Origin of the sequence: Pseudoalteromonas sp. SG45-5, from assembly GCF_014164085.1 — a bacterium.
Classification (GTDB): Bacteria; Pseudomonadota; Gammaproteobacteria; order Enterobacterales; family Alteromonadaceae; genus Pseudoalteromonas; species Pseudoalteromonas aliena.
In genome coordinates, this window is the sequence record NZ_JACJEM010000012.1 from 48,394 (window position 1) to 72,338 (window position 23,945).

Below are 23,945 nucleotides of genomic sequence, written 5' to 3' on the forward strand. Positions count from 1 at the left end.
TAGTTTAAGTTATTACGAGCTTTGCTAGGAGGTTGTAGACGTAGATCTTGCTCACGTTAAAAGCTTGGCGTTTTTATTTTTGAAAGCCATACGGGCAATTTTTGCAACCGTTTTTACAACACGATCCTCGCTTTAAAAAAAACCACTTACTAAATACCATATAGCCATTTTGCATGGTGTAATCAAGCCCTTCAATTAGATTGCTGCTCCCTCTAAATTGTTTTGCAAAGTCTATTTGGATTTTAATGGGTTGTGTATAAACATCCTCTAAAAAAGCATTTATTTTACTTAGCGTGCACTTGCGGCATAAACAACTTGTTGCTGTGGTGTCTAGCGGTAAAATAGCAGGCAGCTCGTTGCACCAACACGCCGATATATTATCCACATTACATGTTAGAGCGGTATTGCATTGAGTGCAGTTAAGTTGAGTCATTATAATTCTTTTTAGTAACAGTGAGCCAAGAATAACAAATATTATGAATACACAAAAAGCATTAGCTGAATTTATTACGTTTGGTGAACAAAGGGATGAAGCTATATCGGTTATTGTTTCAGGTTCTGCTGATAGCAATAAAACCCATTATACTCTCTCAACCGAGGTTTTAATTGATGTACTTAAACGCTGTTTAAGTAACGAAATAGACTTGGATGACTTGGAGCTTTGGGCAAACGTAATTGAATCGCGAGATGATATTGATTGCTCAGAGCATGACGGTGTTATTTATGCGCTCAGCAACAGTGAACAAATGGGAGTGCTTAATCATGAAAAACTGGCTCAAATATTGAAGCTAATAGCTAAATGAAGCAAGCTGCATGTTTGCAGATAAATTTAACATCAAGCCCAGGATTGTAGACGTAGGGCTTGCTCACGTTAAAAGCTCGCAGGTAGGAAATTACTTCGTGCTTATGTAACATATTTTAAAAGCGAGGTATAAACCTCACTTACAATAAAAAACACCATACTCAAATTGAATATGGTGTTTCTTTTCAAGTAACTTAAAACTTTATTACTTATGATATCCCAAGCACGTTTCTACTTCGTTTTTAGAACCTAAAATAACAGCTACGCGCTGGTGGATTGCATCAGGTTGAATATCCATAATACGTTCAGACCCTGTTGATGCGATACCGCCAGCTTGCTCTACAAGCATGGCCATTGGGTTTGCTTCGTAAAGTAGGCGTAATTTATTTGGTTTTTTAGGATCTTTTGTGTCGGTAGGATAAGTAAATAAACCACCGCGACTCAGTACGCGATGAACATCGCCTACCATCGCTGCAATCCAGCGCATATTAAAGTTTTTAGCGCGAGGGCCAGTATCGCCTGCTAGTAAATCATTGATGTAGTTTTGCATAGCTGGTTGCCAATGACGTTGATTCGATGCATTAATTGCAAATTCGTTTGTATCTGCAGGGATAGTGGCAAAATCTTCAGTGAGTAAAAAGCTGCCTTGTGTTTTATCAAGGGTAAACATGCGGGTGCCTTTGCCTGTGGTAAGCGCAAGCATCGTTGATGGCCCGTAAAGTACGTAACCTGCAGCAACTTGCTTATGACCTGGCTGCATAAAAATGCTTTCATCAGCAGCGTCAGAGCCTTCAGGCGCTTCCATAATAGAAAATATAGTACCCACAAGTGAGTTAATATCGGTATTTGACGAGCCATCCAGTGGGTCAAATGCCACGATAAATTTAGCATCTGGATTACCTGCTACCGTGTAGTCTTCTTCTTCTGAGGCGATTGCTTTAACCGTGCCTGATTCCAGTAAAATATCTTTTAACAGCTGGTTAGATAATACATCGAGCTTTTTTTGGGTTTCGCCTTGAATATTTTCATCAAGGGTTGAGCCTAATACGCCAGATAGTTCGCCTTGACCAACGCGAAACGAAATTTCTTTACATGCTGCTAAAATTGTTCGAATTAACGATAAAAGTTCTCTTGAACAACCATCTTCAAGTAATACTGGAGGGAGTCTACGCATTCTATTTTCCTGATAACGTGTTAAAACCAATCATAATGTGAGAGAGATTAGCTTAGAGCGCTGAAATTCGTCTTAAATACCTGTATTGTTTGAATACCACCTTATAATGGTGGCACCTAATCGTACTTAAAACGCCAATAACAAAGATAAGATTATGAAAAAAATATCACAACTAAGTTACATATTCTTGACCGTGTTGCTCTGTATCATAACCCAAGCGCACGCAGCAATTAAGTCAATTGATGAATTTACTACGCAAATGAATCACTTTCCGGGTTATTACTCATTTTTTTATGATACCCAAAATGGAAAAGTATATTTAAAAGTAGATAAGTTTGAACAACAATTTTTATTACAGCAAAGTTTGCCATATGGTATTGGCTCTAATGACATAGGCCTTGACCGGGGTCAGCTTGGTAATACCCACCTTGTGCAATTTGAGCGTTTTGGTGACAAAGTGATGCTACGTGCTGTAAACACTTACTATCGTGCTAATACGAGTAATAAGGCTGAGCAGCAAAGCATTAAAGAAGCGTTTGCATCAAGCATACTCGCAGGTTTTAAAGTGGTCGCCGAAGATAAAGCCATAGCGCTTATTGATTACACGCCTTACTTATTGAGTGATGTACATGGTGTAAGCCGCACGCTTGCTGCGCGTAAGCAAGGCAGTTTTAGCCTTGATGAGACACGCAGCGCAGTAGATATGAATCGCTCAAAGGCGTTTGTAAAAAATACTGAGCTTGAGGCGGTACTTACTTTTAAAGGCACAAAACCAGGTGAATTTGTTCGCCAAGTAAGTGCCGACCCATATGCGCTTACTGTGCATATGCATCATTCACTTGTTCAATTACCAGATGATAACTACACACCTCGAAAGTTTAATCCACAATCAGGCTTTTGGAGTATCGAACACAAAGATTACGCCGCGCCACTGGGTGAGTCACTGTATGTGCGCTATATACCACGCCATCGTTTAGCTAAAAAAGATTCAAGTCTGCCTATTAGTGAGCCAGTTGAACCTATTGTTTATTATCTTGATCCAGGCGTGCCCGAACCGGTTAAAAGTGCGTTACTTGAAGGCGCAAAGTGGTGGAACGATGCCTTTAGCGGCGCCGGATATAAGAACGCATTTATAGTAAAAGTGTTGCCAAGTAATGCCGATCCTATGGATATTCGTTACAACGTTATTCAATGGGTACACCGTGCAACGCGTGGTTGGTCATACGGTAGTTCGGTAATCGATCCGCGTACTGGCGAAATAATTAAAGGCCATGTAACACTTGGATCCCTGCGTGTTCGCCAAGATATTTTAATAGCCGAAGCACTTGCTGCACCTTATTTGAAAGGCAATGAAGTTGCTAAAAATTTACAAGCAATGGCGCTTGATCGTATTCGTCAATTAAGCGCCCATGAAATTGGTCATACACTAGGTATTTCTCATAATTTTGCGGCATCAATCGGCGATAGAGCCTCTGTAATGGATTACCCACATCCGTTACTTAGTTTTAATGAACAAGGTAAGCTTGATGTAACACGTGGCTATGCAACAGGCATGGGCGTGTGGGATAGCCAAGTAATTAAATATGGTTATAGCGATTTTACTAACCAAGATGAAAGCGCAGAACTCGCTGCTATTTTAAAAGAAAATAAAGCCAAAGGCCTTGAGTTTATATCAGACAATGATGCACGAGCTAAAGGTGGTGCGCATCCAACAGCCCATTTATGGGATAATGGTACTAACCCTTCACAGGAACTTTTACGCGTACTCGACGTACGTAAAAAAGCGCTTTCGCAGTTTGGTATTAATAATATTAAAACGGGCGACTCACTATCGCAATTAGAGGAAAAACTAGTTCCGCTTTATCTGTTTCACCGTTTTCAGGTTGAAGCTGTGGTTAAACTTATCGCAGGTGTTGATTATGAATACGAAACACGCGGTGATTCACCCGTAAAAGGCGCGCAAGTGGTTGATAAAAAAGTGCAGCAAGAAGCGGTAAACGCTATTTTTGCAACGCTTAAACCCAGTAACTTGTTACTTCCTGAATCTGTGTTATCGCTCATTCCCCCAAAAGCGTATGGCGAGTCTAAGTCTCGCGAAAGCATAGTCGGGCGCACGGGGTTAACACTTGATGCAATGGCGTTGCCAGAGGTGGCTGTACAGCATAGTTTGTCACTTTTGTTAAACGCACAACGCTTAAATCGTCTAGCGCAACAACAAGCACGCAATAATGAATTTTATAGTTTAGATGAATTATTAAAAGCGCTTTATAGCCAAGTGTTCAATGTATCGTCGCCTAACACTATGGTAGGTAAAATCACCCAGCGCGTACAATTTTTAACAGCAAAAACTATGGCTGATTTAGTTGCAAGTGATAGTGTCAGCCCAGAGGTGCAAGCACAATTGCGTTATTATTTAGTTGAGCTTAGTGAAGACTTTAACCAAAATTCAATGCTAAGCCATACAAGTAGTGGCGAGAGTGCGTTTAAACAATATTTAGCTGAGCAAATAAATCAGTTTTTAATTAAAGGTCAGTGGCCAAGCAATTTTAAAGTATTGCCAATACCACCAGGCTCACCAATTTAGTACTTATTTTTAGTAAGCGATTAAAGTAAAACACCGAGTGTATTTATGCTCGGTGTTTTATTATGTGCTTATAGCCGATAGCGTACTTTTACTTGCATAAAGTTGGTTTTTTGTTAACCTACCCGCCTTCGATTTTAGTCTTTTTGAGGTGTTTATGGCGTTTCTATCTCGTTCGATATTGGCGTTGTCCATAGCATTTTCAAGCAGCAGCGTATTCGCTCAAAAGCAGTGTGACGTAGAACTCAGACACGGTTTAATTATTACCGATGATGTAATTCGTATTGTTGATAAAGGCCAAACCCGCGTGCAAATTAATAACAATAACCAATTATTTATTCGTGGTTATTGGGTTGATTTGAGTGACGACGAAAGCAAAGTACTTGAGCAATTTAGTAATGGCATTCGCCAGACAGTACCTGAACTAGTAAACCTAGCCACCGATGGCGTTAACTTAGGGCTAAGTGCCATTGAGCACATTGTTGAAGGCATGTCAGATAAAGAGCCTGAGGTACTTAAAACCCAACTGCAATATGTAGAACGTGCATTAATGGATAAGTTTAAGCGCGGCGACGATTTCTTTTTTATAGCGCCACAATCGCTTTCTCAAATTGATGATTTTTTTACTAAAGAGATCAGCCAAAAAATTCACTCTGCAGTGCATGGCTCTCTCGGTGCTATTTTAATGTCGTTGGGGGATGCGTTTAAATCGCGTGAAGGTAATATAGAAGATCGCATTAACGATATGGGCCAACGCATGGATATCATTACCAAAGAGATTGATAAGTCGTTACAAAAAAAAGCCCATCAACTTGAACTTAAAGCATCTGAATACTGCGAATGTTTAAATGCATTGGATGTCACCGAATCGCGTCTGCAAGCAATTGTGCCAGGTATGGCAGATTTTGATTTAGTACAGATAAAATCTTAAACACGGTTTTTATAGCTTAATCTCTTCGGCTGTTAGCAACCGATACTCACCGCTTGCTAGGTTTTCATCTAATTTAATCCCCGCAATCTGCTCGCGATGTAATTCAACGACTTTATTATCTACCGCGTAAAGCATGCGCTTAACTTGATGATATTTACCTTCACTTATTGACAAACGCAGCCCGTAATTTGCGAGTCGTTCAGCTATAGCTGGACGGGTTAGATCTTTTTCGTTATGCAGCATGACACCTGTTTGTAGTTGCTTAAGCGCTTCATCGGTAATAGGTTCTTGGGTTTCTACCAAGTAAGTTTTAAATTTATTACTTTTAGGTGAGGTGATTTTATGTGACCACTCGCCATCGTTAGTAATAATAACCAAACCTGTGGTGTCTATATCTAAACGACCGGCTACGTGAAAATCGCTCATATTTGGCTCATCAAGTAAGTCAAAAACAGTTTTGTGTAGCTCGTCACTATTAGCGCATACATAACCGACAGGTTTGTTGAGCATAATGTAACGCTTACCTAAAAAGACTAAAGGCTCGCCTTGATGTAATACTTCATCTTGCTCAGCAAGTTGAAAATTATGTGATGTAATTACTTCGCCATTAACGCTTACTTCTTTTCGCTTTATGCTCGCGCGGGCTTGCGTGCGTGGCATTTCTGCTAAGTGGCTAATAAATTTATCTAAGCGGCAAGGGAATTTCATTTTAGTTCACATTTTTAGTCGGCTACAATGGGCGCGATTATAGCCGATAGTGAAATGCCATGACAGAGCACAGCACACTAATTTTAAACCATTACCAAGCAAAAGTTATATCCGGTGAGCTTATCTTTGATGCAGCCCAACAAAACGCGGTAATGGCATTAAATAGCTTAAGTGAGCAGTTACAAACACCGTTAAAGTGGTGGCAAAAAGTACCCACAATAAAAGGTGTTTATTTATATGGGCCAGTAGGGCGTGGTAAATCTATGTTGATGGATTTATTTTATAAAAACCTACCTATTGAGCAAAAGCAGCGGCTGCATTTTCATCATTTTATAGCGCAAGTGCATGCCCAGCTTTCGCAGCTGCAAGGACAAGCAAATCCACTCACACTGATTGCTAAGCATTGGGCTAACAATATTCGTGTACTGTGTTTTGATGAGTTTTTTGTGAGCGACATTGGCGATGCCATGATCATGGCTAGGTTATTTAATGCGTTGTTTGAACAAGGTGTGGTGCTGGTGGCTACATCTAACGCAAAGCCTGAGCAGCTTTATTACAACGGCCTGCAACGGGTACGATTTTTACCTACTATTGATTTAATTAATAGTCATTGCCATATCATTAATGTAGCGGGGGATGATGATCATCGTTTTAGATACGGTAAAAATAGTCGACATTATTTTATTAATTTACCAAATAACGATTTTAAAAATGAGTTTTTAACGTCTTTCTCTACAGTAATTCATAATAATACAATTAGCGTGCATGGCCGCGAATTACCATATTTATTAAAAGCCGATAGCGCCTTGATGATTGATTTTATGGCGCTATGTTCAGGCCCGCGCAGTGCTAACGATTATATGTTTTTAGCAACGCAATTTGATGTGTTATATGTATCGAACGTGCCACAAATGGGTATTAAAGCGACAGGTAAAGTGATAGTGCACGGTATAGAAGATAGCTATCAACGTGAAAAGCAAACGCTCGACGAGCACACCTTTGACGACGAAGCGCGGCGCTTTATTGCATTAGTGGATGAGTTTTATGATTGTAATAAGTTGTTAGTGATCAATGCCCAAACTGATATTGAGCATTTATATAAAGGCAAAAAATTGAGTTTTGAATATGCACGGACACAGTCGCGCATAGTAGAAATGCAAAATTGGTGAGTATAAATAATGGATTTTAGGCATTAGGCTAAAGTGTAAATATAAAATTTAGACCTTACCTTGTTTTCATAAGACCTTTATTGTCTATACCCATTCGGGTTATTTGACTGCCAACGCCATGTATCTTGCATCATTTCATCAATACCGCGCAGAGCTTCCCAGCCTAGTTCGTTAAGTGCTTTTTCTGGTGCTGCATAACATGCAGCAATGTCGCCAGCACGACGTGGGGAAACCTGATACGGCACAGCTTGATCGCTAGCTTTAATAAATGCATTTACCATTTGCAACACAGAATACCCATTACCAGTTCCTAAGTTATAGACTAGCGCACCAGTGCTCGAGGCAATTTTATCAAGCGCTTTTAAATGGCCAATTGCTAAATCTACTACATGAATATAGTCGCGCACACCAGTGCCATCAACGGTACCGTAGTCATCACCAAATACAGCAAGTTGCTTTAATTTACCTACAGCAACTTGTGCAATAAATGGTAAAAGGTTGTTTGGGATACCATTAGGGTCTTCACCAATTAAGCCTGATTTATGCGCGCCAACGGGGTTGAAGTAACGTAAAATAGCAAACGCAAAACGCTCATCTGATTTGGCGATATCTTGTAGCATCATTTCAACCATAAGTTTAGATGTGCCGTAAGGGTTAGTAGTACCGCCTACGGGGAAGTCTTCTCTAATTGGTAAGCTAGCAGGATCGCCGTAAACAGTCGCTGATGAGCTAAACACTAACCTAAATACCTCAGCGTCACGCATTGCATCAACAAGTGTTAATGTCCCTTGTACATTGTTTTGATAGTACTCTACGGGTTTGGCAACTGATTCACCCACCGCTTTTAAACCCGCAAAATGTATAACACTATCAATTTTGTGCTTAGCAAACACTGAATCTAAAAAAGATTTGTCGAGAATGTCGCCTTGGTAAAAATCGGCTTCCTTACCTGTGATTTTTTTTACACGAGCAAGAGACTCCTGTGATGAATTACTTAAATTATCAATAACAACAACTTTGTTACCTTGCTGTAAAAGTTCTAAAACAGTGTGTGAGCCAATATAGCCTGCGCCACCGGTTACTAAAATAGTCATGAAAGCTCCGTGGGTACCTTTTATCAATTGTGTCAATTTCACCATAAATCGTGTTGTTTTTCATGTTTTATCTGTAATTTTATTAGGGCGTGTTGACTTTTGTGGATTGGAATTTGTTCAATCTAGGGGCTATTTAATCGCGGCGCGAGGTTTGTAACCTAGTGGGCTAAGTAAAAACCGAGCAACAAAGAGTCAATCGCCCCTAGAAAAAACCCAAAGGGCAGCGCATGCTTGGCATTTATGCTGCGTTATCGCCTATTTATGGGGAACAACCACACTACATAGGCTCTGCCTTGCCTAAATACCAAACAGTCTGCTGCAAAATCAATCACGAAAGGTCAACACGCCCTAGCTTAAATACGGTCTTTCTTGAATGCTGGTAAATTAAACAACCTTGATTACATTTAGTACGTTTTAAATAACACGTCAATGTGGGGAATTAAGTTATAGTTAATAAACAAGTGCTAAAATAAACGCAGTAAAAGCTAATGCTGGGTTTACTCCAATACACACTTTTGTGATTGGTATATCTTTTTTGGAGAAAGTCATGAATTTAGTTAAAAAAATTGCAATGTTGATGTGTGTAGCATTACCTGTATTTGCTCATGCAGGCGAGTCTGTTGTTAAATGGCATGACTTTAATGACTATCGCGATGTGCGCTCATCAAACCAAGCGAAAGGTTCGTATCACAAGCATATTATTAAAAGTTTTGAAGCACACATGACTAAATTGGCAGAGCAATTGCCAAATGAGTATAAATTAAATGTAGAATTTACTGATTTAGATTTAGCAGGTGATGTTCGTTACGGTGGTATGGATGAAATTCGTATAGTGAAACCTATCTATTTTCCGCGCATTAAACTCAACTATTCGTTAACGAACAAAGATGGCAGTGTAGTCAACAAAGGCAATGACGTAGAGCTTAAAGATATGGGTTTTATGGATAAGATAAAAATGGGTCGAGATGAGTCATTTTATTATGAAAAACGCTTATTAACAGAGTGGTTTGGCGAACAAATCCTAGTAAATTTAAATTAAAACAAATAAACGCTGAGTTATGATATCTCGGCGTTTATTTGTTTTAGGCGCGAGTTTACTTCGCGCTTTTGTTGTGTTGCTTTTAGCTGCTTTACTTAAAAGTAGCTAAAAGTGTCAATAATTGCTGTAACTTAATAACGGTAGCTTTAAGCTTTTCTTCACTAAAACCATCGGTTGATAAGCTTTCTACATCAGCGGCTACGTCAAGCACGTAAGGTTTAAATCGTTTAGCTTCAAAGTTAAAGCCAGCATCTTGTGCGAATAAGGCTTTAAACTTGCCATGACCTTGTTGCTGTAGTTCGTCAAGTTTTTTGTCGGCATCAAGTGCTTGACGATAAACAATTTTTAAGTTTGTATTGAGTTGTTCAATAATTGAATCCATGGTTTTCCTAAAGCTTTGTACTGCATGGCCGATATAATACTTGGATTACATTTAAAAGTCAGGTGGATTGTTTATATGAATATATCAGGTGGAAATTTACCAGTAATGTCTGGTGCTGGCGAAGGTGCTGAAGTTTTAAGTGCTGCGCTCGCAAAAAGGCAGCAAAAGGTTGATGGCTCTGCAGCACTTGCGCTTATTGAAGGTGCCGCACAACCATCCAGTGCGCAAACACCTGCTAAATCGGTGACAGCCACACTGGGTAATAACGTAAATGTATACGTTTAAATAAGCTTAAGATCGATAGGTGTTTTGCTTTTTTGACCCCCTATTTCTCTCACTAGTTTAGGCACTAAAAATCCAGGCAGGGCTTTTAATAGCTCTGCCATTATTTCAATTGCTTGCGCTTCGTTAATATCAAAGTGGCTGGCTCCTTCAACTTTATCTAGCAAATACAAATAATACGGTAATACATCTGCATCAAATAATGCTTCGCTCAAGTTTATTTGTGCATCAACCGTATCATTCACATCTTTTAAAATTACCGCTTGGTTTAACAGCGTTACATTCGCGTGTTTAAGCTTTTGCATGGCTGCTTTAAAGTCGTCGTCTATTTCGTTTGCGTGATTAATGTGGTTAATAAAAATAATTTTTAAGGGTGACTTTGTTAGTCGCTCACACAATTCATTGGTAATACGCGCAGGAATAACAACAGGTAAACGGCTATGAATTCGCATGCGTTTAATTTGCGGTAGTTGTTCAAGCTCATCTAAAAACCAACTAATAGCATCATCTTTGGCCATTAACGGATCGCCGCCACTTAAAATCACTTCGTTAATATCAGTATCTGATTTTATATAATTAAGCGTCTCAAGCAGGCTTTTTTTATTAAGCTGATTTTCTTGATACGGAAAATGCCTTCTAAAGCAGTAGCGGCAATTTACCGCACAACCCGTTTTAAACATCACTAAAACACGCGATTTATATTTGTGTAAAAGGCCTGGTTGGTCGTTATCTTGCTCAAGCAGTGGATCTTTATTAAAACCAGATTTAGTCAAGAATTCTTGATGGCGTGGCATGACTTGCAATAAAAGAGGATCGTTTGGATCGCCTTTGCGCATTTTTTTTATAAAAGGGATAGGCACACGCACTGCAAATAAACTACGGGCTTTTAGGTCGTTTTCATGGACTTGGCTCGATAAACCGACCATTTCAAGCAAGGTTTTTGGGCAGGTAACTACATTTGCTAATTCTTTTTGCCAGTTTTTATGCAAATTTGCTTCATTTCTTTGTATCATTGGCACGTAGATTACTCGAAAAAATATAAATAGAGGAAACGATGGCGAATTATAGCACCAACGAGTTCAAGGGCGGCCTAAAAATTATGATGGACGGCGAGCCTTGCAGTATTTTAGAAAATGAAATGGTAAAACCTGGTAAAGGCCAAGCGTTTAACCGTGTTCGTATCCGTAAGCTTATCTCTGGTAAGGTGCTTGAAAAAACCTTTAAATCGGGTGAATCAGTTGAAGGTGCTGATGTAATGGATACAGATTTAGCGTATCTATACACAGACGGCGAATTTTGGCACTTCATGAACAACGAAACATTTGAGCAAATTGCTGCTGACGAAAAAGCACTAGGCGATGCTGTTAAATGGTTAGTTGAAAATGATGTATGTACAATTACATTATGGAACGGCAGCCCAATTGCTGTTACTCCACCTAACTTTGTTGAGCTTGAGATCACTGAAACAGACCCTGGCCTTAAAGGTGATACAGCGGGCACTGGTGGTAAACCAGCAACGCTTAGCACAGGCGCTGTAGTACGAGTTCCATTATTCGTACAAATCGGCGAAGTAATTAAAGTAGACACTCGTAACGGTGAATACGTAAGCCGCGTTAAGTAACACTTAACTCAGCTTGATAAATCCCAGCTTGCGCTGGGATTTTTTTTGGAGAAAATATGTCAGTAGATCTTTGGGCTCCTAGCGCAAGTATTGAAACACTAAAGCAACGCGCAGCGATATTACGTCGCATTCGTGAATTTTTTTATGCACGTGATGTTTTAGAAGTAGAAACGCCGAGCTTAAGCGCTGCCAGTGTAACCGATGTACACTTAGCGAGTTTTAATACCACATTTGTAGGCCCAGGCCACGCAGGTGGGCTTCTTCTGTTTTTACAAACATCTCCAGAGTTTGCCATGAAACGCTTATTAGCAGCCGGCTCAGGCGCTATTTTTCAGCTTTGTAAAGCATTTAGAAATGAAGAAGCGGGTAGCCATCACAATCCTGAATTTACTATGCTTGAATGGTATCGCCCAGGTTTTGACGAATTTGCACTAATGGATGAAATGGATGAGCTGATGCAGCTTGTTTTAGGTGTTGACCCTGCAACGCGCCTTACTTATCAGCAAGCGTTTGAACAAGCACTTGGGCTTGACCCGCTAACAGCGAGCATAGAGCAATTAAAGCAACTAGCATGTGAGCTAGGATTTGCTGATATAGCCCAAAATGAAACGCATAAAGATACCTTACTGCAATTATTATTTTGTATGAAAGTAGAGCCCACAATAGGGCAAGATAAGCCATGTTTTGTGTATCACTTTCCAGCTTCTCAAGCAGCACTTGCACAAATTTGCGAACACGATGCACGCGTAGCAGGGCGCTTTGAGCTTTATTATAAAAATATGGAATTAGCGAATGGCTTTAACGAACTCACCAATGCCAGCGAGCAAGCTAAACGTTTTAATGAAGATAACGCATACCGCGCTGAAAACGGTTTAAAACAAGTGCCAATGGATACGCGTTTAATTAAAGCGCTGGAGCATGGATTACCACAGTGTGCAGGCGTTGCGCTGGGAATTGATAGGCTTGTAATGCTCGCAACCAACAAAAAGAAAATTAAAGACGTCATTGCATTTGATGTGCAAAGAGCGTGATGATTGACCTGTAGGCGCACAGCTTGCTGGCGCGTTCAAGCAAAGCTTTAAGCTCTTTTTATTTGGTTAGTTTAAAGTAATTAGAAGCTTTGCTTCTCACGTGAGCAAGCTCTACGTCTACAACACATTTTATTATTACTTATGTTTAATATGTAAAGAGCGTGATGCTTGGCCTGTAGGCGCACAGCTTGCTGGCGCGTTAAAGCAAAGCTTTAAGCTCTTTTTATTTGATTAGTAATTAGAAGCTTCGCTTCTCACGTGCGCAAGCTCTACGTCTACAACACATTTTATTGTTACTTATTTGATATGCAAAGAGCGTGATGCTTAGCCTGTAGGCGCACAGCTTGCTGGCGCGTTAAAGCAAAGCTTTAAGCTCTTTTTATTTGGTTAGTTTAAAGTAATTAGAAGCTTTGCTTCTCACGTGAGCAAGCTCTACGTCTACAACACATTTTATTATTACTTACGTTTGATATGTAAAGTGTGATGCTTGGCCTGTAGGCGCACAGCTTGCTGGCGCGTTAAAGCAAAGCTTTAAGCTCTTTTTGTTTTGTTAGTTTAAAGCAATTAGAAGCTTTGCTTCTCACCTGAGCAAGCTCTACGTCTACCGTAAATTTTTACTTCTCATAAAAAACACCGCGTTTAATTTAAACGCGGTGTTTTTATTTGCTTGCTGGAAGCTTTCATTTGAAAGCCAACTGTTATGCCTTACAGATTAAGTGTAAACGTGACACCCGCTACACGAGGCTCACCTAATTGTGTATAGGTATGCGTTGTGTAACCATCTTGTGGATCATTACCAAACTCAAAGCCACGTGTAGGGACCGTTTCGTCAAACACATTACGAGCCCATGCGCGTACTGCCCACATGTCTGCTTCGTAGCCAAAACTTAAATTAACTAAGTTGCTGTTTGGTGCTTGTGAGTTGTGGCTATCTGAGAAGTAGTAATCGTCCTTACCTTCAACACCAATCATGCCGTACAGTTCATTAGTAAAGTTATAACGAGCGGTAAACGCATATTGGTATTTAGGTGATTGTGCTTGTTCACGGCCATCTTGGTTTAAACCAGATTTAGTTACAAAACCGTCTATTTCTGTATTTAAGTAACCAGCACTACCGGTTAAAAATAAATTGTCTATTAGTTGGTAGTTTCCTTCGATTTCTAAGCCATAGTTACTGCCAGAGCTTGCGTTATCGACATAACCGGTGAATTGCTGACCTTCTACTTGCCATGCTTTTAACTGAATATCGTCGCGGTGCATATAAAATGCAGCTAAGCGCAACGTAAATTTGTCATCAAGCGATGAACCTTTAACACCAAATTCGCCGCTCCATAAGTATTCAGGGTCAAAACTAGTGTGTTGCTGGAAAAAATCAGCGCTTAGGTTTAAGCCTTCATCTTTAGCTTTAGCAAGCGCTTCAGAGTTAATACCACCGGCTTTGTAACCACGGGTAATGCTGGTGTAGATCATAGTGCGATCAATTACTTGATATTCTAGCGCAATTTTACCGCCAACCATTATGTCGTCAGTTTCTTGTATAAAGCCATTACTATCGGTGTAGTCACCTTGGTATTGCTCTACACGTAAACCTGTAATAAGTGTTGTTTTAGGGCCAATTGGAGTCGCTACTTGGCCATATACTGCAACATTATTTGTTTCGTAAGTTGAAGAAAACGGGCTTGCTAACCATGTATATTTACGCGCTAAATCAACATCACGATTTTGATAATAAACACCCGCAACCCAGTTACCAGTTTTAGAATTAAATTGTAAATCTATTGATTGATCATCGCGATCGCGGCTATAAAGGTCAGTTGAGCTGTATCCATCTGGGTGCAAGCCTGCAGCACATAATAGTGGCTTATTTGCATCGTTACATACCCAGTCTTCATCAAAGCTGTAAAGTAACTCGGTATCAATAGCCGATAGGTTGAGGTTTACATCAAAAGCGTCAAAACCTGTGTAGGTGTTAGCAAGGCCAATAGCGTAGCTTTGTTGATTATCCTGACCTGGTTCATCGGCAACACTATTACGGCTGTTATTAAGCGTAAACGCATCGTAACCGTTGTTTATATCAATATAGTGAAGGTTTAGCTCAGTATTTAAATGCTTTGTAAGCTGACTGTTTAATTTAAAGCGGGCTACTTGTTCGTCTTGATTTTGTGTTTCGTCGTTTAAATATAGGTTATCAACGTAACCGTCTGACTTTCTGCGAAAGTAGCTAACGCGAGCGCTTGTATCATCTGTTAAGCCAGTGCTTGCTGCAAGGCCTGCTTCACGTGTGTTGTAGGTGCCAGCCCCTAGTTGTAATTTTAAGCTTGGATCGGCTGTAGCTTTAGCTGATCCCATTTGGATCATACCGGCCATACCGTCGGCACCAAAGCGTGTACCTTGTGGTCCACGATAAATCTCTACTTGGTCAATATCAAATAACAATGAGCTGCCACCAAGGCCAGAATAGTTAATACCATCAATAACTAAGCCTACAGATGGATTAATAGGATCTACAAATTGTGAGCGAAGTCCCACGCCACGAATTTGAATATAACGACCGCGCGACGCACCAGACGCAAAGTTTACATTGGCGGTACTGCCTAACATTTCGTCTAAGTAACTTGCACCACGTTGGTTAATTTCATCTTCGCTAAATAAGCTCGCACTCGCGCTTAAAGTTTGAATGCTTTCGCGTTGAAAGTCGCCAGTTACAACTATTCTTTCTAGGTCGCTATCATCAGCGTGAGCTACAAGTGGTGCACTAAAAAGCGGTAAAAGTGCGGCGGTGATTAAAGACAAACGTAAGTTCATTAGGTTTCTTAACTCCATTTTAGGGACTCGTATGGTAGCAATTATTTAAGCGCATATGCTATAAATGCGGCAATTATACGTTAAATAGTTAGGATTACTAATATGACCTTCAAAGTTGATTTTAAAGTACGTGATTATGAATGTGATTTACAGGGCATCGTAAATAACAGTGTGTATTTTAATTATTTGGAGCATGCTCGCCACGAGTTTTTACACGCAAATGGCGTTGATTTTGCTCAGCTTGCTAAAGACAAAATTAATCTTGTCGTGATGCGTAGCGAAATGGATTATAAACTTTCACTCCGACCAGGAGATGAGTTTTACGTTGCAGTAGAGCCACAGCGTATTAGTCGTTTAAAGTTTGCGTTTAAGCAAACGGTTGTGCGCAAAAGTGACGAAAGGGAGATGCTTAGTGCACTGGTAATCGGAACGTCCGTTAACGAAAAAGGCCGTCCATTTCTGCCAGAAAAAATAGATAGTTTATTTAAAACTACAACTAAGTGCTGAATAGAACAGCTTTTAAACTATCATAGAACAAAAATTTACATTTAAAACATGCATTTTTAACGGATAAATCGCATAAATATTGTTATTATTAAGGTAATTAGATAATGGGTTAATAACAGTATGAAATTAGCAGCAATACCGATGCTTATAATCGGTTTATGTGTTGGTTGCGCATCGACAGGGACGGTTACCAGTGAGCAGCTAAAATATACCCAATGGCAACTTTCACGTGTTGATGGTTTAGCAATTCCACCTTCGTTTAGCGCATCAATGAGTTTTATTGAAGCACTGCAAGTAAACGGCTTTGCTGGCTGTAATAAATTTTTTGGTGAAGGTTCACTTGAAGAAGGCAGCCTGACTGTAAGCAAATTAGGGATGACGCGCAAGTCGTGCGGTGAAGAACTTGATGAGTTTGAGCAACAGTTACTCCAAACCTTAAAGCAAGGCGCAGAGCTTAAAATGCAAGACCAGCAATTAGTTATGCAAGGCAAACAAAAACTTGTGTTTATCCCTAAATAATTTTTAATTTTTAAGTTTTAAAAACTGCCCCTTGCGAGCAATTTTTAACTGGCGTACACTCAGCGCAGATTTGATGAATGATACTATCAAATCAATGAACAGAATTTATATCAATACTTGTCGGAGTGCCAAAGCTAAGTAATTAGTTTGTGGCTGAGATCGCGAAAGCGGGATCCGTGAACCTGATCAGGCTAATACCTGCGTAGGGAACAAGCTGCCTAAATAGGACGCTTGTGCGTCTTTTTTTATGCGCACAATAAAGTGATTTTGATTATTTTAGGCTGCAAAGTAGCATTAGCGCTGCTTTACGATCTTTCTCTATTCCTCGGAATATCTGACAAGACAACCCTTAAGCAATGAGGCAAGTCATGTCAAACACTACAAATAAAGCGTCGCGCCGAGAAACTCGCGCTGCCGCGTCTGAATATATTTATAACTTAACGGGTCAACCGTTCCCTAATTCTCATAAAGTATACGTTGAAGGCACACAACCAGGCGTGCGCGTTGGTATGCGTGAAATCACGTTAAGTGATACGTTTATTGGCGGCACAGATGAAAACCCTGTTTATGAGTCAAACGATCCGCTACGTGTTTACGATACGTCGGGACCGTATACCGATCCTAATTTTGAACTAGACGTGCGCAAAGGCTTACCAAAATTTCGTGAGCAGTGGATTGAAAGCCGTGGCGACACCGAAGTTTTAGAATCTGTTACGTCGCAATTTTCGCAGCAACGCATGGCAGATGAAGGGTTGGATCATATTCGCTTTGATCACTTACCAAAAATTCGCCGTGGTATCGCAGGTAAAAACGTAACGCAAATGCACTACGCGCGCCAAGGGATTATTACTCCTGAAATGGAATACGTAGCCGTTCGCGAAAATATGGGGCGTGCAGAAATTCGTAAAGAATTATTAGCCGCTCAGCATAAAGGCGAGTCGTTTGGCGCGAGTATTCCTGAATTTATTACCCCAGAATTTGTACGCGATGAAATAGCCCGTGGTCGCGCTATTTTACCAAATAATATAAACCATCCAGAAACAGAGCCTATGATTGTAGGGCGTAACTTTTTAGTAAAAGTTAACGCCAACATTGGTAACTCATCGGTCAGCTCATCTATTGAAGAAGAAGTAGAAAAAATGGTGTGGTCTACCCGCTGGGGAGCAGACACCGTAATGGACTTATCAACGGGTCGCTACATTCACGAAACCCGCGAATGGGTTGTGCGTAACTCGCCTGTACCTATTGGCACAGTACCAATCTATCAAGCGCTTGAAAAAGTAAACGGTGTGGCTGAGGACTTAACGTGGGAAATTTTTCGCGATACGCTAATTGAGCAAGCTGAGCAGGGTGTTGATTACTTTACTATTCATGCGGGTGTACTACTTCGTTATGTACCAATGACGGCTAAACGTGTAACCGGTATTGTGTCACGCGGTGGCTCAATTATGGCTAAGTGGTGTTTAGCGCATCATAAAGAAAACTTTTTATACACGCACTTTGAAGATATTTGTGAAATTTTAAAACAATACGATGTGTGTTTTTCACTCGGTGATGGCCTTCGTCCGGGCTCTATTGCTGATGCCAACGATGAAGCACAGTTTAGTGAGCTACGCACATTAGGTGAACTGACTAAAATTGCGTGGAAACACGACGTACAAGTATTTATAGAAGGCCCAGGGCATGTGCCAATGCACATGATTAAAGCCAATATGGATGAGCAATTAAAGCATTGCGACGAAGCGCCTTTTTATACTTTAGGCCCTCTAACGACCGATATTGCACCAGGATATGACCATATCACCTCAGGTATTGGTGCCGCTCAAATAGCATGGTACGGCTGTGCAATGCTTTGTTATGTAACACCTAAAGAGCATTTAGGTCTGCCAAATAAAGAAGATGTTAAAGAGGGTTTAATTACTTACAAAATTGCAGCGCATGCCGCCGATTTAGCAAAAGGTCACCCAGGTGCGCAAGAGCGTGACAACGCTTTATCAAAAGCACGCTTTGAATTTAGATGGCATGACCAATTTAATATAGGTTTAGATCCAGACCGTGCTCGCGAATATCACGACGAAACCCTGCCACAAGAATCAGGTAAAGTGGCTCACTTTTGCTCTATGTGTGGCCCTAAATTTTGCTCTATGAAAATTAGCCAAGAAGTACGAGATTACGCTAAAGATTTAGAAACACGCGGTATTGATCCTAATAACGCTGGCGACGCTATTGAAATAAAAATGGTTGATGTAGAAGCCGAAATGAAAGCTAAATCTGCTGAGTTTAAGCAAACAGGCTCAGAAATTTACCACAAAGCGGTATAGCAAGAGTTTAGATGCAGATGTAGGTGAGGTTTTATACCTCGCTTCTTTAAAAATTGAAGAAGTGCGAAGTAAATTCGCACCTACGAATAGCTGCTTTTGGAGGTTTTCATGTCTTATAACATTGCGGTTGTCGGATTTGGCTTAGCGGGTAGGTTAGCTGCACTTGAGCTAAGTAAGTCGCATAATGTAACGGTGTTTGAAGCAGACGATGAGCATACACAAAATAGCGCAGGTAAAGTGGCAGCAGCAATGCTTGCCCCACTTGCAGAGTCGGTATTGTGCGAGGCTGATTTAGCTTTAATGGGCCTTGATTCAATGAATCGTTGGCCTAGCATTATTGCAGAACTTGAAAGCGAGATTTTTTTTCAGCAGCAAGGCACATTGGTCATTGCGCACCAGCAGGATAAAGGCGATTTACAAAGCTTTGCACAGCGTATAAAACCGCTAGCTGAGCACACTGCCGAGCATGTAAATGCTCAACAAATTACAATGCTTGAACCCGAACTTGCAGGGCGTTTTAACCAAGGTCTATTTTTACCCTGCGAGGGGCAAATAGATAACCAAGCATTTTATAAAGCCAGCTTTGCACAGCTCAACAAACGCAAAGTAAAGTTTGTATTTAACCAGCGAGTAACCATTAGCGACAATAAAATAAACAATCGACCATTCGATTACATTATTGATTGCCGTGGGCTTGGTGCTAAAAATACTCAAGATGATAAACCGCTTAGAGGTGTGCGCGGCGAAGTAGCAAGGTTATACGCACCAGAGGTAAGTTTAATCAGGCCCGTGCGTTTAATGCACCCGCGTTACCCAATTTATATAGCGCCTAAACCTAACAGTGAATATGTAATTGGTGCGACAGAAATAGAGTCACAAGACAATGGCGCTGCAACAGTGCGCTCAATCCTTGAGTTACTTTCAGCGGCTTATACCGTACACAGCGGATTTGCCGAAGCACGGCTACTTAGTATTCAAACCGGATTACGCCCTGCATTTAGCGATAACCGCCCAGAAGTATCACAAGTTGGTAATGTAATTAGCATTAACGGCTTGTATCGACATGGTTATATGTTGGCACCTGCATTAGTGGCGCAAGCAGTTTCACGAATAGATTGAGAGTGAAGGTGAGAATAAAATGAACATTACAATTAATGGCGAGCTACTTAATGTTAATAGCAAAGCGCTCGTTGAGGTACTTCAACATTTTGGTGCAGTTGCGCCTTTTGCTGTGGCTGTTAATGGCGAATTTATTCCACGAAGTCAGCACAGTAACTATGTACTTAATGAAGGCGACAGTGTTGAGTTACTGTCCCCCATTCAAGGCGGATAAAGCTCATGCAAACTAAAGACTGTTTAACTATTTATGGAGAGCAAATAAAGAGTCGTTTATTAATAGGCTCTGCGCTTTATCCGTCGCCCGATATTATGACCCAGTCAATAGTTGCCTCTGGGGCTGAAATTGTAACTGTGTCGCTTAGGCGACAACAAAGTGCAGCAGCCGGTGATGACTTTTGGCAGTTAATAAAAAATACAGGCTTAAAAATACTGCCTAACACTGCAGGATGCCATAGTGTTAAAGAGGCCATAACGCTTGCAAAAATGTGCCGAGAGGTATTTGCCACCGATTGGATAAAGCTAGAGCTGATTGGCGATGATTACAATTTACAGCCGGATCCTTTTGCGCTACTTGAAGCCGCAAAAATATTGATTAACGATGGCTTTAAAGTATTGCCTTATTGCACCGATGACTTGGTACTTTGCCAGCGCTTAAATGAGCTTGGGTGTGAGGTGCTTATGCCGTGGGGTGCGCCAATAGGCACAGGTAAAGGCTTGTTAAATAGTTATAATTTAAAAACTATTCGAGAGCGCTTACCCGATACCACATTGATAGTGGATGCAGGTTTAGGTTTACCATCGCATGCCTGCCAAGCACTCGAAATGGGGTATGATGCGGTATTATTAAATTCAGCCATTGCAGGGGCGGGTTGCCCAATTACTATGAGTCGCGCATTTAAAGCTTCAGTAGAAGCAGGTCGCTTTGCATACAAAGCAAAAGCGATGCCGGAAAAAGACGTAGCAGCCCCATCAACCCCAACAATGGGTATGCCATTTTGGCATCAGCAGTGAAGGAAGGAATATGAATAACGTAGTGTGGACAATTGCCGGTTCTGATTCTGGGGGCGGTGCCGGTATTCAAGCTGATATAAAAGCAATGCAAAGTTTTGGTGTGCATGGTTGTACGGCAATTACGGCGCTTACTGCGCAAAATAGTTTAGGCGTAGAGGCTATTAATGCAGTATCTACCGATATTATTGAATCGCAGTTACTAGCGCTTGAAAAAGACATGAAAGCCAAGGTGATAAAAATTGGCATGTTAGCCAATGTGCAGCAAATTCAGTTGATCAGCGAACATATAAGTCACTACAAAGCTAAGTGGCCAACGCCGCCTGTTATTGTATATGACCCTGTTGCTATTGCCTCAAGCGGCGATTTACTAACAGAAGAGGACACGGTAAGTGCAATAAAAGAATGTTTACTGCCGCTAGTGGATGTAATAACCCCAAACACCCACGAAACACAGTTATTAACCGGTGTGTATTTAATTGGCCCTGCTGCAATAAAAGAAGCGGCTAATAAGTTATTAAGCTGGGGCGCGAAAGCCGTTGTTATTAAAGGCGGGCATTGGGATTACCCAAGTGGCTATTGTATTGATTATTGTGTAAATAATTTTACGCAAGATGGTGAAGAATACTGGCTTGGTAATCAAAAAATACAAACACCGCATAATCACGGCACCGGATGTAGCATGGCTTCGGTAATAGCTGCGTGTTTAGCTAAAGACTACCCATTAAAAGATGCCTTTATTTTAGCTAAAGCATATATAAATCAAGGATTAAAACAGTCGTTACGCTACGGCGAAGGGATTGGACCGGTTGCTCAGACCTGGTTTCCTACTAATTTAGCTGACTACCCACAAGTGATTGAGCCCGGTAGCTGGCTGGGTGATGAGCTAGATTTTGATGTACCGCTTGATTTTAATATGGCTGCTGATTTTGCACCTTGTGAAGATAAATCGTTGGGTTTATATGCGGTTGTAGATAGTACCGATTGGCTAGAAAAATGCTTAAAACAAGGTATTAAAACAGCGCAGTTACGCGTTAAAAATAAAACGCAAGACGAGCTGGATGAGCTCATTAAGCAAGCTGTTGAGCTGGGCAAGCAATACAATGCGCAGGTTTTTATAAACGATTACTGGCAGCTAGCTATTAAACATGATGCGTATGGTGTGCATTTAGGGCAAGAGGATTTAGACATTGCTAATTTAGCGGCAATTAAAGAGGCAGGGTTAAGGCTTGGACTTTCTACCCATGGTTTTTATGAAATGCTGCGTGCGCATAATTATCGCCCTAGTTACATGGCATTTGGCGCTATTTATCCAACCACCACAAAAGACATGACAGGGCAAATACAAGGTCTTGAAAAGCTCATTAAGCTTGTACCACTTATGCAAAGCTACCCAACAGTAGCAATAGGCGGAATTGATTTAAGCCGTGCTGAGCAGGTAGCTAAAACAGGCGTGGGCAGTGTTGCCGTCGTGCGTGCGATTACCGAAGCTGATAATTACGTAGAGGCTATAAGCGCTCTGCAAGTGGCCATAAGTAGTGCCAATTAAAACTAACAAGGGTAATACTAACAAGGCTGATAAACGTGAGTGAGCTAAGCGATAAAGAAACCCTGCGTTACAGCCGCCATTTATTGCTTAAAGAAGTTGGGCTTGAAGGGCAGTTAGCACTCAAATCCTCAACGGTTGCAGTAGTGGGGGCTGGTGGTTTAGGTAGCCCAGCACTTTTATATTTAGCCGCTGCGGGTATTGGAACGCTTATTTTAATTGACGATGATGAGGTTGAGCTTTCAAACCTACAGCGCCAAGTGCTTTATAAAATAAGTCACTTAGGGCAAAACAAGGTCGCCGCCGCAGGTAAAGTATTAGCGAGTCTTAATAATCAAATAGAAATAGTAACGCATTGCCAAAAGCTAGATGAGAGTAACGCAACTAACATGTTAAAAGGGGCTGACATAGTACTTGATTGCTCTGATAACTTTAGTACTCGCTATAGCGTTAATCGTTATTGTATTGCTAATAAAATACCGTTAATTTCGGGTGCTGCACTCGCAACCAAAGGGCAGTTAATGGGCTTTGATTTTAGACAAAGTGATAGCCCATGTTATGGCTGTGTTTTTCCACAGGGCGAAGCTACACCCGTTATCAATTGCAGTAATGCAGGGGTAATTAGCCCACTACTGGGTGTAATTGGCTCTATGCAGGCGCAACTTACGCTCAATTTATTGCTGGGGCATGCAGAGGGGTGTGTGTTTATAACCTTTGATGCGCTTACTTTAAAACAACAGCATTTCAAAGTAGTCAAAGATTCAGAGTGTAAAGAGTGTGGTGTGAAGTAAAAGTTTTAGTTGATAGTTTATAACCGTTCTAAGTTAAGTAATTAGAAGCTTCGCTTCTCGCGTGAGCAAGCTCTACGCCTACCGGTAAAATTTGACGCCGTAGTTAAATTTACTTGTAGACGCACAGCTTGCTGGCGTGATGGGCAAAGCCCATAAAAATATAAACGGTGCAGCCTGCAATAACATATAAACCAAAAGCTGACGCTTTTCACGTGAGCAAGCTCTACGTCTACAACGCATTAAACTTCTGCGCCAGACTTGTAGACGCACAGCTTGCTGGCGTGATGGGCGAAGCCCATAAAAATATAAACGATGCAGCCTGCAATTACATATAAACCAAAAGCTGACGCTTTTAACGTGAGCAAGCTTTACGTCTACAACATATCAAACGACTTGTAGACGCACAGCTTGCTGGCGTGATGGGCGAAGCCCATAAAAATATAAACGATGCAGCCTGCAATTACATATAAACCAAAAGCTGACGCTTTTAACGTGAGCAAGCTTTACGTCTACAA

At 40.9% G+C, this 23,945-nt stretch carries 23 protein-coding genes and 1 riboswitch; of the genes, 16 read left to right on the forward strand and 7 right to left on the reverse strand.

Annotation, left to right across the window (positions count from 1 at the left end; genetic code table 11):
• Positions 1-73: 73 nt before the first annotated feature.
• Positions 74-433, reverse strand: coding sequence for a DUF5522 domain-containing protein (locus tag H5119_RS05580; protein WP_182701528.1), 360 nt, complete (start codon positions 431-433; stop codon positions 74-76).
• 43 nt (positions 434-476) lie between these two features.
• On the opposite strand from H5119_RS05580, the gene H5119_RS05585 reads away from it, so the two are divergent.
• The gene (locus tag H5119_RS05585) at positions 477-803 is read left to right on the forward strand and encodes a hypothetical protein (RefSeq protein WP_077536055.1); all 327 of its coding nucleotides are present in this window, start codon (positions 477-479) and stop codon (positions 801-803) included.
• Between the two features lie 204 nt (positions 804-1,007).
• Here H5119_RS05585 and H5119_RS05590 read toward each other — a convergent pair whose 3' ends face one another.
• Positions 1,008-1,976, reverse strand: coding sequence for a class 1 fructose-bisphosphatase (locus H5119_RS05590; RefSeq protein WP_077536054.1), 969 nt, complete (start codon positions 1,974-1,976; stop codon positions 1,008-1,010).
• Between the two features lie 154 nt (positions 1,977-2,130).
• Here H5119_RS05590 and H5119_RS05595 point away from each other — a divergent pair, with 154 nt between their 5' ends.
• Positions 2,131-4,560, forward strand: a complete 2,430-nt coding sequence (locus H5119_RS05595) for a zinc-dependent metalloprotease (protein ID WP_182701529.1) — start codon at positions 2,131-2,133, stop codon at positions 4,558-4,560.
• Positions 4,561-4,714: 154 nt separating this feature from the next.
• Positions 4,715-5,488 (forward strand): YggN family protein, encoded by a 774-nt coding sequence (locus H5119_RS05600; protein WP_182701530.1) that lies wholly within the window; start codon positions 4,715-4,717, stop codon positions 5,486-5,488.
• 9 nt (positions 5,489-5,497) lie between these two features.
• Here H5119_RS05600 and rsuA read toward each other — a convergent pair whose 3' ends face one another.
• Positions 5,498-6,196: a 16S rRNA pseudouridine(516) synthase RsuA gene (gene rsuA, locus H5119_RS05605; protein WP_077536051.1), complete on the reverse strand. Its 699-nt coding sequence runs from the start codon at positions 6,194-6,196 to the stop codon at positions 5,498-5,500.
• Between the two features lie 59 nt (positions 6,197-6,255).
• Between rsuA and zapE the strand changes: the two genes are divergently transcribed.
• Positions 6,256-7,365 carry a cell division protein ZapE gene (gene zapE, locus H5119_RS05610; RefSeq protein WP_182701531.1) on the forward strand — a complete coding sequence of 370 codons (1,110 nt, stop codon included), beginning with the start codon at positions 6,256-6,258 and terminating at the stop codon, positions 7,363-7,365.
• 77 nt (positions 7,366-7,442) lie between these two features.
• Here zapE and galE read toward each other — a convergent pair whose 3' ends face one another.
• Positions 7,443-8,459 carry a UDP-glucose 4-epimerase GalE gene (galE, locus tag H5119_RS05615; RefSeq protein ID WP_182701532.1) on the reverse strand — a complete coding sequence of 339 codons (1,017 nt, stop codon included), beginning with the start codon at positions 8,457-8,459 and terminating at the stop codon, positions 7,443-7,445.
• A gap of 547 nt (positions 8,460-9,006) precedes the next feature.
• On the opposite strand from galE, the gene H5119_RS05620 reads away from it, so the two are divergent.
• A complete protein-coding gene (locus H5119_RS05620) occupies positions 9,007-9,498 on the forward strand; it encodes a DUF3016 domain-containing protein (RefSeq protein WP_182701533.1) in 492 nt (163 codons plus the stop codon).
• A gap of 91 nt (positions 9,499-9,589) precedes the next feature.
• On the opposite strand, the gene H5119_RS05625 is transcribed toward H5119_RS05620, so the two are convergent.
• Positions 9,590-9,880 carry a prephenate dehydrogenase gene (locus H5119_RS05625; RefSeq protein ID WP_077536048.1) on the reverse strand — a complete coding sequence of 97 codons (291 nt, stop codon included), beginning with the start codon at positions 9,878-9,880 and terminating at the stop codon, positions 9,590-9,592.
• Between the two features lie 75 nt (positions 9,881-9,955).
• Between H5119_RS05625 and H5119_RS05630 the strand changes: the two genes are divergently transcribed.
• A complete protein-coding gene (locus H5119_RS05630; protein WP_077538842.1) occupies positions 9,956-10,165 on the forward strand; it encodes a hypothetical protein in 210 nt (69 codons plus the stop codon).
• On the opposite strand, the gene epmB is transcribed toward H5119_RS05630, so the two are convergent.
• Positions 10,162-11,175 carry an EF-P beta-lysylation protein EpmB gene (gene epmB / locus H5119_RS05635; RefSeq protein ID WP_182701534.1) on the reverse strand — a complete coding sequence of 338 codons (1,014 nt, stop codon included), beginning with the start codon at positions 11,173-11,175 and terminating at the stop codon, positions 10,162-10,164. The genes H5119_RS05630 and epmB overlap by 4 nt on opposite strands.
• Positions 11,176-11,216: 41 nt before the next feature.
• On the opposite strand from epmB, the gene efp reads away from it, so the two are divergent.
• Both efp and epmA read left to right on the forward strand, forming a co-directional pair.
• A complete protein-coding gene (gene efp, locus H5119_RS05640) occupies positions 11,217-11,783 on the forward strand; it encodes an elongation factor P (RefSeq protein WP_077536047.1) in 567 nt (188 codons plus the stop codon).
• Positions 11,784-11,839: 56 nt separating this feature from the next.
• Complete coding sequence (gene epmA, locus H5119_RS05645; protein WP_182701535.1) at positions 11,840-12,814, forward strand: elongation factor P--(R)-beta-lysine ligase; 975 nt, start codon at positions 11,840-11,842, stop codon at positions 12,812-12,814.
• Between the two features lie 705 nt (positions 12,815-13,519).
• Here the strand turns inward: epmA and H5119_RS05650 are convergent.
• A complete protein-coding gene (locus H5119_RS05650) occupies positions 13,520-15,637 on the reverse strand; it encodes a TonB-dependent receptor (protein WP_182701536.1) in 2,118 nt (705 codons plus the stop codon).
• An 84-nt stretch (positions 15,638-15,721) separates the two neighbouring features.
• Between H5119_RS05650 and H5119_RS05655 the strand changes: the two genes are divergently transcribed.
• From H5119_RS05655 to H5119_RS05690, 8 genes are all read left to right on the forward strand, one after another.
• Complete coding sequence (locus H5119_RS05655) at positions 15,722-16,126, forward strand: thioesterase family protein (protein ID WP_077536044.1); 405 nt, start codon at positions 15,722-15,724, stop codon at positions 16,124-16,126.
• Positions 16,127-16,246: 120 nt separating this feature from the next.
• Positions 16,247-16,645, forward strand: coding sequence for an META domain-containing protein (locus tag H5119_RS05660; RefSeq protein ID WP_289508497.1), 399 nt, complete (start codon positions 16,247-16,249; stop codon positions 16,643-16,645).
• A 111-nt stretch (positions 16,646-16,756) separates the two neighbouring features.
• Positions 16,757-16,871: riboswitch (TPP riboswitch) on the forward strand.
• Between the two features lie 142 nt (positions 16,872-17,013).
• Positions 17,014-18,966 (forward strand): phosphomethylpyrimidine synthase ThiC, encoded by a 1,953-nt coding sequence (gene thiC / locus H5119_RS05665; protein ID WP_220492788.1) that lies wholly within the window; start codon positions 17,014-17,016, stop codon positions 18,964-18,966.
• A 108-nt stretch (positions 18,967-19,074) separates the two neighbouring features.
• The gene (locus tag H5119_RS05670) at positions 19,075-20,085 is read left to right on the forward strand and encodes an FAD-dependent oxidoreductase (RefSeq protein WP_182701537.1); all 1,011 of its coding nucleotides are present in this window, start codon (positions 19,075-19,077) and stop codon (positions 20,083-20,085) included.
• A 19-nt stretch (positions 20,086-20,104) separates the two neighbouring features.
• Positions 20,105-20,299: a sulfur carrier protein ThiS gene (gene thiS / locus H5119_RS05675; protein ID WP_182701538.1), complete on the forward strand. Its 195-nt coding sequence runs from the start codon at positions 20,105-20,107 to the stop codon at positions 20,297-20,299.
• 5 nt (positions 20,300-20,304) lie between these two features.
• On the forward strand, positions 20,305-21,096 hold the full coding sequence (locus H5119_RS05680) for a thiazole synthase (RefSeq protein WP_182701539.1): 792 nt from the start codon (positions 20,305-20,307) through the stop codon (positions 21,094-21,096).
• A gap of 10 nt (positions 21,097-21,106) precedes the next feature.
• Entirely contained in the window at positions 21,107-22,642 is a 1,536-nt protein-coding gene (gene thiE, locus H5119_RS05685; protein WP_182701540.1) for a thiamine phosphate synthase, read from the forward strand.
• A 35-nt stretch (positions 22,643-22,677) separates the two neighbouring features.
• A complete protein-coding gene (locus H5119_RS05690; protein WP_182701541.1) occupies positions 22,678-23,430 on the forward strand; it encodes a HesA/MoeB/ThiF family protein in 753 nt (250 codons plus the stop codon).
• The last annotated feature ends 515 nt before the right edge of the window (positions 23,431-23,945 follow it).

Coding starts and splice junctions, on each gene's coding strand:
- H5119_RS05590 (WP_077536054.1), bottom strand. CDS start 1,976: ATGCGTAGACTCCCTCCAGTATTACTTGAAGATGGTTGTTCAAGAGAA.
- thiE (WP_182701540.1), top strand. CDS start 21,107: ATGAATAACGTAGTGTGGACAATTGCCGGTTCTGATTCTGGGGGCGGT.
- H5119_RS05680 (WP_182701539.1), top strand. CDS start 20,305: ATGCAAACTAAAGACTGTTTAACTATTTATGGAGAGCAAATAAAGAGT.
- H5119_RS05625 (WP_077536048.1), bottom strand. CDS start 9,880: ATGGATTCAATTATTGAACAACTCAATACAAACTTAAAAATTGTTTAT.
- thiS (WP_182701538.1), top strand. CDS start 20,105: ATGAACATTACAATTAATGGCGAGCTACTTAATGTTAATAGCAAAGCG.
- thiC (WP_220492788.1), top strand. CDS start 17,014: ATGTCAAACACTACAAATAAAGCGTCGCGCCGAGAAACTCGCGCTGCC.
- H5119_RS05585 (WP_077536055.1), top strand. CDS start 477: ATGAATACACAAAAAGCATTAGCTGAATTTATTACGTTTGGTGAACAA.
- H5119_RS05580 (WP_182701528.1), bottom strand. CDS start 433: ATGACTCAACTTAACTGCACTCAATGCAATACCGCTCTAACATGTAAT.
- H5119_RS05660 (WP_289508497.1), top strand. CDS start 16,247: ATGAAATTAGCAGCAATACCGATGCTTATAATCGGTTTATGTGTTGGT.
- epmA (WP_182701535.1), top strand. CDS start 11,840: ATGTCAGTAGATCTTTGGGCTCCTAGCGCAAGTATTGAAACACTAAAG.
- galE (WP_182701532.1), bottom strand. CDS start 8,459: ATGACTATTTTAGTAACCGGTGGCGCAGGCTATATTGGCTCACACACT.
- H5119_RS05620 (WP_182701533.1), top strand. CDS start 9,007: ATGAATTTAGTTAAAAAAATTGCAATGTTGATGTGTGTAGCATTACCT.
- efp (WP_077536047.1), top strand. CDS start 11,217: ATGGCGAATTATAGCACCAACGAGTTCAAGGGCGGCCTAAAAATTATG.
- H5119_RS05650 (WP_182701536.1), bottom strand. CDS start 15,637: ATGGAGTTAAGAAACCTAATGAACTTACGTTTGTCTTTAATCACCGCC.
- H5119_RS05655 (WP_077536044.1), top strand. CDS start 15,722: ATGACCTTCAAAGTTGATTTTAAAGTACGTGATTATGAATGTGATTTA.
- H5119_RS05595 (WP_182701529.1), top strand. CDS start 2,131: ATGAAAAAAATATCACAACTAAGTTACATATTCTTGACCGTGTTGCTC.
- H5119_RS05630 (WP_077538842.1), top strand. CDS start 9,956: ATGAATATATCAGGTGGAAATTTACCAGTAATGTCTGGTGCTGGCGAA.
- H5119_RS05670 (WP_182701537.1), top strand. CDS start 19,075: ATGTCTTATAACATTGCGGTTGTCGGATTTGGCTTAGCGGGTAGGTTA.
- epmB (WP_182701534.1), bottom strand. CDS start 11,175: ATGATACAAAGAAATGAAGCAAATTTGCATAAAAACTGGCAAAAAGAA.
- zapE (WP_182701531.1), top strand. CDS start 6,256: ATGACAGAGCACAGCACACTAATTTTAAACCATTACCAAGCAAAAGTT.
- rsuA (WP_077536051.1), bottom strand. CDS start 6,196: ATGAAATTCCCTTGCCGCTTAGATAAATTTATTAGCCACTTAGCAGAA.
- H5119_RS05600 (WP_182701530.1), top strand. CDS start 4,715: ATGGCGTTTCTATCTCGTTCGATATTGGCGTTGTCCATAGCATTTTCA.